10 protein-coding genes are annotated in these 10,969 nt (G+C 61.3%); 2 read left to right on the top strand and 8 right to left on the bottom strand.

Annotation, left to right across the window (positions count from 1 at the left end):
• Window positions 1–50: 50 nt before the first annotated feature.
• Entirely contained in the window at window positions 51–929 is an 879-nt protein-coding gene (locus tag E5K02_RS16640; RefSeq protein WP_135396338.1) for a DUF58 domain-containing protein, read from the bottom strand.
• A 94-nt stretch (window positions 930–1,023) separates the two neighbouring features.
• Entirely contained in the window at window positions 1,024–2,001 is a 978-nt protein-coding gene (locus tag E5K02_RS16635; RefSeq protein ID WP_135396337.1) for an AAA family ATPase, read from the bottom strand.
• 189 nt (window positions 2,002–2,190) lie between these two features.
• Between E5K02_RS16635 and E5K02_RS16630 the strand changes: the two genes are divergently transcribed.
• A complete protein-coding gene (locus E5K02_RS16630; RefSeq protein WP_135396336.1) occupies window positions 2,191–2,892 on the top strand; it encodes a hypothetical protein in 702 nt (233 codons plus the stop codon).
• Between the two features lie 5 nt (window positions 2,893–2,897).
• Here E5K02_RS16630 and E5K02_RS16625 read toward each other — a convergent pair whose 3' ends face one another.
• Window positions 2,898–3,521 carry a DUF4159 domain-containing protein gene (locus E5K02_RS16625; RefSeq protein WP_135396335.1) on the bottom strand — a complete coding sequence of 208 codons (624 nt, stop codon included), beginning with the start codon at window positions 3,519–3,521 and terminating at the stop codon, window positions 2,898–2,900.
• Between the two features lie 246 nt (window positions 3,522–3,767).
• Here E5K02_RS16625 and E5K02_RS16620 point away from each other — a divergent pair, with 246 nt between their 5' ends.
• Complete coding sequence (locus E5K02_RS16620) at window positions 3,768–4,400, top strand: porin family protein (protein ID WP_135396334.1); 633 nt, start codon at window positions 3,768–3,770, stop codon at window positions 4,398–4,400.
• 61 nt (window positions 4,401–4,461) lie between these two features.
• Here E5K02_RS16620 and E5K02_RS25595 read toward each other — a convergent pair whose 3' ends face one another.
• The 5 genes from E5K02_RS25595 to E5K02_RS25590 form a co-directional block, all read right to left on the bottom strand.
• Window positions 4,462–4,908, bottom strand: coding sequence for a hypothetical protein (locus tag E5K02_RS25595; protein WP_167856454.1), 447 nt, complete (start codon window positions 4,906–4,908; stop codon window positions 4,462–4,464).
• Between the two features lie 212 nt (window positions 4,909–5,120).
• Window positions 5,121–6,455, bottom strand: a complete 1,335-nt coding sequence (locus E5K02_RS16610) for a TldD/PmbA family protein (protein ID WP_135396332.1) — start codon at window positions 6,453–6,455, stop codon at window positions 5,121–5,123.
• Window positions 6,456–6,473: 18 nt separating this feature from the next.
• The gene (locus E5K02_RS16605) at window positions 6,474–8,123 is read right to left on the bottom strand and encodes a TldD/PmbA family protein (RefSeq protein ID WP_135396331.1); all 1,650 of its coding nucleotides are present in this window, start codon (window positions 8,121–8,123) and stop codon (window positions 6,474–6,476) included.
• A 363-nt stretch (window positions 8,124–8,486) separates the two neighbouring features.
• Complete coding sequence (locus E5K02_RS16600; RefSeq protein WP_135396330.1) at window positions 8,487–9,518, bottom strand: 5-methylcytosine restriction system specificity protein McrC; 1,032 nt, start codon at window positions 9,516–9,518, stop codon at window positions 8,487–8,489.
• A gap of 9 nt (window positions 9,519–9,527) precedes the next feature.
• The gene (locus tag E5K02_RS25590; RefSeq protein WP_167856453.1) at window positions 9,528–10,844 is read right to left on the bottom strand and encodes an AAA family ATPase; all 1,317 of its coding nucleotides are present in this window, start codon (window positions 10,842–10,844) and stop codon (window positions 9,528–9,530) included.
• Window positions 10,845–10,969: the final 125 nt, after the last annotated feature.

The following is a 10,969-nucleotide window of genomic DNA, read 5'->3' as shown; positions in this document are numbered from 1 at the left end:
AGTATAGAGGCAAAATTCGGCCGAAACAACCGCGGCAAAGACACCAGTCGTTAGAAGGAAGTGGCTTGACGGCGGCGCAAAAATTCGCGCAAAGCTCCGTCCAACGGTTCGGCCGTACTAAGTTGGTAATAGTCGAAGCCCTGGCGGCGGGCGGCCTGCGCCGTGGTATGGAGCCACTCCTGGATCTGCTGCTGGTAGGCGCTGCGTTGCTGCTCGGCATCGAGCTGCAGGGTCTGGCCTGTCTCCAGGTCCTGGAAGGTAACGGCACCCCGGTAGCTGAAACTCAGCTCATTGCCGGCCATCAGGTGCAGCACGAGCACGTCGCCGGCCACGGCCCGCAGCCGGGTAAGCAGGGTGTTGATTTCACTTTGCTCTTCGTATAAATCACTCACGCACACAGTCAGGGCCCGTTGGCGGCGGGCTAGCAGCGGGGCCAGCTGGCTGGCTGCCGGAAACCGGCCTTCCCCCGTGGCATGTTGCAGCGCCTGGTAAAGGCGGGGCAGCTGGCGGGCATCGGCGCGGGCGGGCAGGTGCAGCAAGCCTCCCGGGTGCAGCACACTCAGTGACACGGCGTCGCCCTGCTGCTGGGCCAGGTAGGCCAGGGCGGCCAGCAGCAAACGGGCGTAGTCGAGCTTGGTCAGGCCGTTGTCGTCGCGGTGGTTCATCGAGGCGCTGGCATCGAGCAGCAGGTGCACCGTCAGGCTGGTATCGACTTCCGATTCGCGAATATAGTACCGGTCGGAGCGAGCGGCCAGGCGCCAGTCGAGCCGGCGCAGGTCGTCGCCGGGCTGGTAGGGGCGGTACTGGCTAAACTCCATGCCCGCCCCGCGCCGCCGGCTCAGGTGGTGGCCCGCCAGAAAGCCTTCGGCCGCCTGTTTGGCGGCCAGCGGCAAATTGCGAAGCGCATGCAGGAGTTCGGGAGTGAGCATTGTTAGAGTTAAGAATTTGAAACTCAGAGTTGGGATACAGAATAAGCCCGGAGAACATAAAAACAGATACGCTCTGACCGCCCAGTTCCGAGTTTTACACCGCTACGGCCTTCAGCAATTCGGCCACGGCATCATCGGGCGTCAGGTTTTCGGCTTCGGCGTTGAAGTTGAGCAGCACACGGTGGCGCAGCACGGGCGGGGCCAGGGTGCGGATATCATCCAGGGTAGCGGCAAAACGGCCCTGCAATAGAGCCCGGGCTTTGGCGCACAAAATCAGGGCCTGTCCGGCGCGCGGGCCGGCGCCCCAACGGCCATAGTCCTGAATAAACTTCACCGGCGAGGTAGCCGGCCGGGTGGCCCGCACCAGCCGGTTCACGAAGTCCAGCAGCTCGGGGCTCAGGCTTACCTGGCGCACCAGCTGCTGCAACTGCCGAATATCCTCGCCGCCCAACACGGGCTGTACCTCGGCCCGGGCCGTGCCGGTCGTGCCGCTGAGCACGGCCAGTTCTTCCTGCTCGGTGGGGTAGCCAATGCGGATGTAGAGCAGAAACCGGTCGAGCTGGGCTTCGGGCAGGGGGTAGGTACCGCTCTGCTCGATGGGGTTTTGGGTGGCCAGCAAAAAGAAGGGCTTGGGCAGGGCGTGCTCCTGCCCGGCGTAGGTAACGTGGCCTTCCTGCATGGCCTCGAGCAGGGCGGCCTGGGTTTTGGGCGGCGTCCGGTTGATTTCGTCGGCCAGCACCAGGCTGGCGAAGATCGGGCCCTGGTTAAACTTAAAGGAACGGTGGCCGGTGCCGTGGTCTTCTTCCAGCACTTCGGTGCCCAGAATATCGGTGGGCATCAGGTCGGGGGTGAACTGGATGCGGCGGAAGGGCAAATCGGTGGCCGAGGCCAGGGTGCGCACCAGCAAGGTTTTGGCCAGGCCCGGCACGCCTTCGAGCAGGGCGTGGCCGCCGGCCAGCAAGGCCACCAGCACTTCGTCCAGCACCTGCTGCTGGCCCACGATGATTTTGCCGATTTCTTCGCGCAGGGGCGGCAGCTTGGCTAACAGGGAACGAACGGTAGATTCAGTCAAGACAAGGAAGGGTGAAGCAGGGGAAAGACTGCTGTAAAGTCTAGTTATTTCAACAATAGCTGCTTTGAGGCGCTGAATAGTGGCCTAGATGGACACTTCTTAAAAGTCTGACCAACCCAGTTCCTCGGTTGAACTGGCGGCAGCAGCCTTCTACTTTGACCTCAAGATCTATTGAAAATCACAAAAGGCATGTCTTTACGCACAAAAATCAGCTGCTCCCTTGCCACGTGTTTGGCGCAAAACGGGCATTTCTGCCGTGTCGCTGCCCTGCTTAGCAGCGTACTGCTGGCGGCTCCTGCGGGGCAGGCGCAGCAGCTGCCTGCCCTCGTTGTCAGTTCGGCCCAGCCCACCTACCGTAATGCGCTACGCTTCGATGTGGGTGGGATCTTCATTACCAATCTGACCTATAATTTATTGAATAGCAATCCGGAAACGCTGGTACCGGTGCTGGTTTCCTACGAACGGCAACTCAAGCCCCGCTTCAGCGTGGTAGCGGAAGGCCTGCTCAATGGTGGTACGCCCGATGAGCGCAAGACGGGGCTGGGGGTGCAGGGCCGCTACTACGTGGTTCAAGCCCAGGATAAAGCCCCTTTGAGCGGCCTCTACGTTGCGCCGGCCCTGAGCTACCGCGCGGTGGGGCTAAGCGGGTACCGGCAGCCCGATACCCGACAGCACTTTGCGGGCGCAGGGGCCTTGCTGGGGTGGCAGGTCGTGATACCTCGCAGTCCCCGTCTGTTTCTGGATGCTTCGCTGGGCGTGATGTCGTGGCTGAAGCTAGGTAAAAACAAAGTGCAGGGCGAGGTGCCCCCAGGCTACTACGAGCCAGACAGCTACTTCGAGCGGACGCCTACCACCATCGATGGGCGCTTGGGCATCGGCTTCAAATTCTAGTAAGCTTACGCCGTTAGGGCGTAGAGCAGGATATTCACCCCAAACTTGGTGTTGTCTTCGGCCAGGAAGCGTTTGTTGCGAAAGTCGTAGTCCCACTCGCAGCCGTAGTCTTTGTTAGAGTAAAGCACCCGCAGCTTGCCATCTATTTCGATGCCCTTCAGGTAGTCGTGCACTAGGTCGTCGCCCCAGCCATTGAGCTCGAAGGAAGTGGGCGGCGGGCCTTCCGGAAACTTAAAGAACTGCGAGTAGATCGGGTGGTTTTTGGGCAGCTTCTTCAGGGCTCCGGCCCCGAAGCACTGCCGCATCTGCTCCTCGAAGGAGCGGGCAAACAGTCCGTCGATGTCGTGGTTGCAGTCGTCGACGAACACGAAGCCGCCGTTGCGCACGTACTGGGTGAAGTTCTTTTTCTCCTGGGCCGAGAACTGCACTAGCCGGTGGCCCGAGAGGTAGCAGAAGGGGTAGTTGAATAACTCCGGGCTGTCGAGGGCCACGGCCTTCTCTTTCTGATTGACGGGCACCGTGGTGTACTGAATCAGGGAGTGCAGCAGGTTGGCGGGCATTCTTTCGTCTACCGAATCCCAGTCGCCGGAGCGGTACTGGAGGCGCACGAAGGTAAACGGGACGGGCATGCAGCGGCAGAAAAGCGAAGCGAAGGAGAGGACGGGGCAAAGACACGGGCGCGGCCCGAAGGTGGCTCGGCACCCGGGCCGGGGCCCTGCAAGTACGAGCAAGAAGAGCTAAAAAAGTAAGGCGGCAGCAACAAATAAGCTGACCTCGGCCACAGCCTTTGCAAAAAAGCCTGCGTACGATAGGGGAAAAACCAACGTTAGGACTCTTACTACTACACTCTTAACTCGCTCTTACTTACACCTGCTATGAAACGAATTGCTGCTGTACTGCTTCTCAGTGTGTTTTTCTGGGTGCCAGCCCATGCCCAACTCGGCGTAAAAGCTGGCCTCAATGCGGCCGTGCTGCAAGGCTCCGTGGGCACCGATGCCACCTACCAGACGTCTTACCACGCCGGGGTATTCTACGAAATAAAAGTGCTGGACCCGATTCTGTCCATCCAGCCCGAAATTCTGTATTCGCTCCAGGGCACGGAACGTAAGTCCGACTTTGTGAACTACCGCTCCAAGCTGCACTATCTCAACGTGCCGGTGCTGGCCAAAGTAACCGTGGGCCCGGTGTACGTGGAGGCCGGGCCGCAGGCCGGTTTTCTGCTCAAGGCCCGGGAAGATGGCGTGATGGTCATTAGTCAGGATGGGGAAGGCGGGGCCACTTACGCCACCGATGACCGCAGCTCCTGGAACGACTACAAAAAGCTGGACCTGGGCGTTTGCGTAGGCGCGGGCCTGAAGCTGCCGCTGGGTTTTGCCGTGGGCGGACGGTTCAACGCCGGCCTGAATGATATCAACAACGTGAAATCGGTGCGGGGTGTGAATGACCCGGAACTGAAAAACCGCGTGTTCCAGGCCTACGTCAGCTTCCAGCTGCCCGACGGTAACTAGGTTCCGGTGGTCTAGCTTAAAACAAAAGCCCCTTACTTCAGCAGTGCGGGGCTTTTTTGGGTTAGCGGGTATAGGGCGTCTTGTGCAGGAAACGACTCTTGCGGTTGTACAGGTCCGGGGTGCCACACCAGTTCACGGGGGCGGCCGTTTGCAGGCAGGTAATAGTAGCATTGACAGTGGCCAGGGAGCCGGCGGGTGCGGGGCCGCCCAGTACATAGCCGACCGACAGCACTTGGTCATGAACCTGATTCCGCTCGTAGTCTTCCCAGATAGGGCCGCTCGGCGAAACCAAGGTGCCGTCCGGCAGGCGTAGCGTAGTGTGGTCGGTGAGACAACCTGCCGTCATCCCCATGCATAGGCGCACCGTTACCGGAGTGTTGCACCCGACCTCAGCCGCGCTGGGTTCGTTGCTGGGGCTGACATCTGCCTTCTCGGAGCAACCGCTCAGGCCAACTGCTGCTAGCAGGCTCAAGCCACAGAGCCAATGACGAGTAGTATTCGCAAGCATAACATGAAAATTAAGTGGGTAAAACAATACGGTAGCACCTGGTTTGAATCCTACGAGCAGGAGCTGCAATGGCCAAGGTATAAGGGGGAGCCTGGAGCAGCAGGAATGGTTGCAGAGTCCTCGGGTTATTTTCTGCTATTCCCTTAATACACAAAAAGTCTCCGAGCCAGGAGCCGGAGACTTTTCGGGTGTTATGAGCAGGAACCGTCCGCTTATACCGCGTCGGAGAGACTCGTGAAGGTGAAGTCCCGGATTTTCAACGGGGGCACCATGTTGCCACCCACGCGCTGGGGTTTGCCAATGGCTTCCAGGTTGTTGAGCATGATGATGGGGCTTTCGTTGAAGCGAAAGTTCTTCACCGGGTGCTTGATCTTCCCGTTCTCGATGTAGAAAGTTCCGTCGCGGGTCAGGCCGGTGTAGAGCAGCGTTTGCGGGTCCACGGGGCGGATATACCACAGGCGCGTCACCAGAATGCCCTTGGCCGTACCCTTAATCATGTCCTGCACGCTCTGCGTACCGCCTTCCATAATCCAGCCGCCGGGCGGCGGAATGTCCGGAATACCGGCTTTCTGGGCCCAGAAGCGCGAGGAGTACAGGTTTTTGACCACGCCTTTCTCAATCCAGGTCACCTTCTTCTGGGGGCGGCCGTCGTTGGCGAAGATCCGGTCGGGGATATCGAGGCTGGTTGGGTCGGAGTAGATGGTAACCCGCTCGTCGAACAGCTTTTCGCCCTTCTTGTTGCCGCCGCCTTTTTTGCTCAGGAAGCTGCGGCCTTCATCGGCGGCGCGGGCATCCATGGCGCCCATCAGGGCCTGCAGCAGCGAGGCGTCGGTGTTGGCTACCAGCGCGGCGGGTTCCAGAATCACGGTGTACTTGCCGGGCTCAATGGCTTTGGCATTCACCGAACCGGCCGCTTTGTCGGCCGCAATCTGGGTCAGGCGGCCCGCGTCGAACTTGCTGATGTCGTTGTAGTCGGCCGTGGCATAGCCCGAGCCGGTACCGTCGGGCGTGCGCACCGTCACGGAATATTCCAGGCTGGTCGCGGCCTGGTAGGCTTCGAGTCCCTTGCTGTTTAGCTTGGCTACGAAGCTGGCGTTATCGGTCAGGAAGCCGGCCGAGGAAAGCTTGCGCTTTTCGCAGAGCTGCAGGCTGGCCGCCGTTTGCTGGGCGCGGTAGTCGGGCGTGATGTTGGCCGTGTTCTGGGCAAAGGCCTTGGAGCCGTCGAGGTACTGCTGGGGGCCGAGCAGGGGCATGTATTCGGGGCTTTCGGGCGCCAGCTTGGCGATTTCCTCGGCCCGCTGCACGCAGCGGCGCAGGGTGGCGTCGTCGAACTCGTTGCAGCTGGCCGTACCGCTGCGCTTGCCAAACCGGGACTCGACGATGAGCTGCACGTTTTCAACGGCGCCGGCCGTGCTGATGGCGTTGCGGGCCGAGCGGACGTTGCCGCCCATCTGCCCCGTTAGCGTGGCTTCGCACTCATTGGCCGTGCTAAAGCTCAGCACCTTTTTCAGGATGGCCTGGGCTTCGTCTTTCGTTAATATTGCCATGGGTAAATAGACGTGGGATTAGCCGATTTTACGGGCCGTATTGATGATGTTGACGCCGTTGAAGCGGGTGGTAGCCGAGCCGTGGCTGACGGCCGACACCTGGGGCGGCTGGCCTTTGCCGTCGAAGAAGGACCCGAACAGCCGGTAGTCCGACTCGTCGCAGATGGCCGCGCAGCTGTTCCAGAATTCCTGGGTGTTGGCCTGGTAGGCCACGTCTTCGAGCATGCCGGCAATTTTACCTTTCTCAATAGCGTAGAACACCGTGCCGCCAAACTGGAAGTTGTAGCGCTGCTGGTCGATAGAGAACGAGCCGCGGCCGGCAATGTAGATGCCCTTATCGACGCCCTTAATCATGTCGTCCACGCTCATTTTCTGGGTGCCGGGCTTGAGGCTGATATTGGCCATGCGCTGGAACTGCACATCCTGCCACGACTGGGCGTAGCAGCAGCCATCCGACTCATTCTGGCCCACCATGGCGGCCTGGTCCCGGATTTTCTGGTAGTCTACCAGTTTGCCATCCTTGATAATGTCCCACTGCTTGGTTTTCACGCCCTCGTCGTCGTAGCCCACCGCGCCCAACGAGCCGGGCTGGGTTTTGTCGGCAATGATGTTGACCAGTTTCGAGCCGTAGGGCTGGTTTTTGGCTTTCCATTCCAAGGTGGCAAACGAAGTACCGGCGTAGTTAGCCTCGTAGCCCAGCACGCGGTCCAGCTCGGTGGCGTGCCCAATGCTTTCGTGGATGGTCAGGCCCAGGTGGTTAGGGTCGAGCACGATGTCGTACTTGCCCGGCGTCACCGATTTGGCCGTGAGCTTGGCTTTGGCCTGCTGGGCGGCCAGGGCGGCGTCTTCCAGAATGTCGTAGCTGTTCTTATAGCCGATGAGGCCGGTGCCCGCGGGGCCGGCAATTTTGTCGGCGGCTTTGGGCGTCATGTATTCGTAGCCCAGGCCCATGGGGGCACTCAGAGCTTCGCGGGTGCGAAACTTGCCGGTGCCGCGGTCTACGGCCGTTACGCCGAAGGTGGGCCAGATGCGGTGCACATCCTGGTCGATATAGGAGCCGTCGGTGCTGGCAAAGTACTTCTGCTCGTTGATTTGAAACAGGGCCGAGTTGACGAAGTTAGCGCCGTTGTCGAGGGCTTTGGCGTTGGCTGCCAGCAGCAAATCCACTTTCTGGGCAATGGGCACCTCGAAAGAGTTCTGCACAATCGGGGTTTTCCAGCTTACCTCGCCATAGCCTTTCTGCGGGGCCAGGTTTACTTTTTCCTTCTGCACTTTGGCATTGGCCTTGGCAATGGCTACGGCCAGCTGGGCGGCTTTGGCCAAGCCGGCTTCCGTTACCGTGTTGGTAGCGGCAAAGCCCCAGGTACCATTGGCCAGCACCCGCACCCCGGCACCGAAACTCTCGCCACTGGTGATATTCTGCACCTGCTTTTCGCGGGTGAAAATGCTCTGATTCAAATAGCGGCCAATCCGCACGTCGGCGTAGGTGGCTCCTGCTGATTTGGCGGCGTTCAGGGCCGCGTCGGCCAGGCGCTTTTTCAGGGCAGGGTCCACGCCTTCGAGCAGGCGCGCCGGGTCAACGGGCGTGCCACCGAAACCGGGGAAACTGGGCAGGAACAGGGCGCCGGCCGCTAAGCTGGTCAGCCCGACAAATTCGCGTCGTTTCAAGGGGTAGAAGTTTGGTAAATAGAAGGAGGGAAAGGCAGTTTAAGCAGAAATGCGGGGAAATTCAACAGCAATAGACCACGGCAGTGCCAGGGGGCTGCATGAAAGGAAGAAAAGGTGAAGCAATGCTTAAAGCACAAGTGTGAAGGGCGATGCTGAGGTACCGAGGCTCGTGTCACAGCGAGCTTGCGAAGCCAGCCGTCCGCTGAAATAGGCCGAGCCTTTCTTTGTGAAAAGCCCCTTGCTACCGCGTCTAGTAAAGAGCTTTCCGATATATAGAGAATGTACTGTGCTGCGCAGCGGACGGCTGGCTTCGTCATGCTTCCTTCCAATGACACGACTTCGTAAACGCACTATTCCACTATCTCACTGAATCAAGGCCAGTAAATCTTTGGCAATGCCGGGCCAGGGCTGGTTTAAGTCGATGGTGACAACGCGGACCGGGAAGCCGCCCAACGTGTAGCGGGCGGCTAGTTCGTGCTTGGCAGCCGGATAGAGCAGAATGCCTTCGAGCTGCTGACCAGGCGCGGCGGGCTGGTTTTGCAGGTAGGCGTAGAGCTGGTAGAGGTGGGGCGAAATCAGGCGCTGCTGGTCGTAGCGGGGGCGTAGGGCGGCCGTATAGTACTTGGTGTCGAGGATGATTTTGCGCTCGGCTGCCTCCAGGGTGGTGTCGGTTATCATCGTCGGCAGCAGGGCCAGGTCAGTGGGCTGCTCGGCCTCGGCCTGCCAGGCTATGGTTTCGGACAACACCCGGAACTGGCGCTGCTCGTGCCGGTAGAAGTTGCGCACAAAGGCCTCAAACAGCTGGGCCATGAGCCGCTCGTCGCGCCGGAAGTCGCGGAAGCGGCTGCGGCTGGTGGCCTCTGGGGCGGGTAGGGCGCTCTGGTAAAGCAGGGTGCAGATATTGAGCAGAAAGGCTTCCAGCCCCCGGGGCCGCAGGCGGCGCACTTGGCGTAGCGTGGCCGCCGTGCAGGCCTGGGCCTGCACCGTAGCCGGAAACCGGCGCCGCACGGCCCGCACTTCCTGTCGGAGCGCCGCGGGCAGACTGCGGGTCCGGCCCAGTTGCTCCAGCATCCCGAGCAGCAGTTGATTGAAGGGCGTAGCGGGGCTCAGCTCGTCGTAGGCGCACACCGCCCGGCCCCGCCGCAGCAGATCCTGGCTCAGGCTGGGCGCCAGCAACAGGCGGCCCCGCAGCTCGGCTAGCTCTTCTGCTTGCTCCAAGTACCTTTTTTCCAGGCCTTGGCGCAGCAGGCGGCGGGTGCCCGTGAGCAGCACCTGCGTGAGTAGCTCCAGCGGCTTGTGAAACGGGGCCGCCTCAATGGCGAGAAGCTCCTCCCGCTCGGGAAGCCGGTTCCAGGCGTAGCACAGCAGGTAGTAGAGGTTCTGAATCGGAATCATACCCGCCCCTTAGTTGGCCAGCAGCTTTTTGCGGTGCGCAGCGGCCTTGGCGGGCTGGTCGAGCCAATACTCGTTGAGCAAAGGCGCAATTTCCTGGCTTAGAATGGCCTCCAGCCAAGCCGGGGCCTCGGTGGGGTTGGCCGGAGGCTGACAGAAATAGCTGTGGCCCAGCTGGAAATCGGGGCCTAGCTCCGGGTCGTCGGCAATGGCCTGGTTGAGTTCGGTAAGGCGACTCACCAAGCGGCCGATAACCGCTTTGGGCACGTGGTGACCGGCCAAAAACGTCTGCAAGGGCGTGCCAAACTCGGGCTGCATCTGCACAAAGGCAAAACGGCGGCGCAGGGCGTAATCCAGGGGCGCCAACGACCGGTCGGCCGTATTCATGGTGCCAATTACGAAGAGGTTGTCGGGCACAAAGAAGCGGGCCGCATCGGCCGGGGCGTAGGGCAGGCGCACGGCGTGGGCCGGCCCGCGCTTGTCGGCTTCCAGCAGCAGCAGCAACTCCCCGAAAATCCGGCTCACGTTGCCCCGGTTGATTTCGTCAATCAGCAGGAAATACGGCTTGGACGGGTCGTTGGCAGCCTTGCGGCAACTATCGAGCAGCACGCCGGGCGTGAGACGAAAAGCGCCCTGCCCATCGGGCCGGAAGCCCTGGATAAAGTCTTCGTAGCTGTAGCTGGGGTGAAACTGCACCAGCTCCACCCGGCTGGCATCGGTGCTGCCCAGGCGCAGCCAGGCCAGGCGGCGGGCCAGAAACGTCTTGCCCGTGCCCGGCGGGCCCTGCAAAATCAGGTTGCGGCGGCGCTGCAGCGCGGCTTCCGCCTGGGCCAGGGAGTCGGCCGACAAAAACAGCTCCTGCAACGCCAGCTCGTGGGTGTAGGGCGTAGCGGGCGGCAGCTCGTAGGGTACTAAAGGTTCGGACGCCGGCATTTCCGCCCGCACCGGGCTGGGCTTCCCCGCGGCTGGGTTTTCCCGGCCGTTGCCAGTGTACAGCTCCTGCATAGCTTCCTGCGCGGCCACGTCGCCGTCGTGGGGCGAGTTGGCCAGCACGGGCCGCTTGGTCGTAACCGTGAAGTCGAGGCGCTCCAGCACGGAGTTGGTCGGGGTGCCGGCCAGCAGGGGCAGGGCGGCTTCCGGCTGCCCGCTGGCCAGGCGAAACGCCAGCTGTAGCACGGGCCGGGGCGGGTAGCGCCGGCCTTTGTAGACCAGATCATACACCGTGCTGGGCGGCAAGGGCTGGCTTTCCCGGTCAATCTGGCGCAAAGCCCGCAGCACATGGTCACGGGTAAGCTGAGCGGGGGTAAACGGGGCGGCGGAGTCGGGCATCAGGTCGGAAAGTACACGCAAAACGCCAACTAATCACACGGGGTTCGGCTTCGGGGGCTTATTAGCCGGGCCGGGGCCGCGAGTAGCGCGTTTCAGTTGTCGGTTGCGCTACGCCCCCGGGCCAG

The sequence above is a fragment of the Hymenobacter metallicola genome (genome assembly GCF_004745645.1).
Taxonomy (GTDB): Bacteria; Bacteroidota; Bacteroidia; order Cytophagales; family Hymenobacteraceae; genus Hymenobacter; species Hymenobacter metallicola.
Note: the sequence above shows the minus strand (reverse complement) of the source record. Positions and strands in the feature narration are given on the sequence as shown.

What these genes read in the sequence shown, in the direction of transcription:
- E5K02_RS16640 (WP_135396338.1), bottom strand. Translation starts at nt 929, where the DNA reads ATGCTCACTCCCGAACTCCTGCATGCGCTTCGCAATTTGCCGCTGGCC.
- E5K02_RS16630 (WP_135396336.1), top strand. Translation starts at nt 2,191, where the DNA reads ATGTCTTTACGCACAAAAATCAGCTGCTCCCTTGCCACGTGTTTGGCG.
- E5K02_RS16625 (WP_135396335.1), bottom strand. Translation starts at nt 3,521, where the DNA reads ATGCCCGTCCCGTTTACCTTCGTGCGCCTCCAGTACCGCTCCGGCGAC.
- E5K02_RS16620 (WP_135396334.1), top strand. Translation starts at nt 3,768, where the DNA reads ATGAAACGAATTGCTGCTGTACTGCTTCTCAGTGTGTTTTTCTGGGTG.
- E5K02_RS25595 (WP_167856454.1), bottom strand. Translation starts at nt 4,908, where the DNA reads ATGCTTGCGAATACTACTCGTCATTGGCTCTGTGGCTTGAGCCTGCTA.
- E5K02_RS16610 (WP_135396332.1), bottom strand. Translation starts at nt 6,455, where the DNA reads ATGGCAATATTAACGAAAGACGAAGCCCAGGCCATCCTGAAAAAGGTG.
- E5K02_RS16600 (WP_135396330.1), bottom strand. Translation starts at nt 9,518, where the DNA reads ATGATTCCGATTCAGAACCTCTACTACCTGCTGTGCTACGCCTGGAAC.
- E5K02_RS25590 (WP_167856453.1), bottom strand. Translation starts at nt 10,844, where the DNA reads ATGCCCGACTCCGCCGCCCCGTTTACCCCCGCTCAGCTTACCCGTGAC.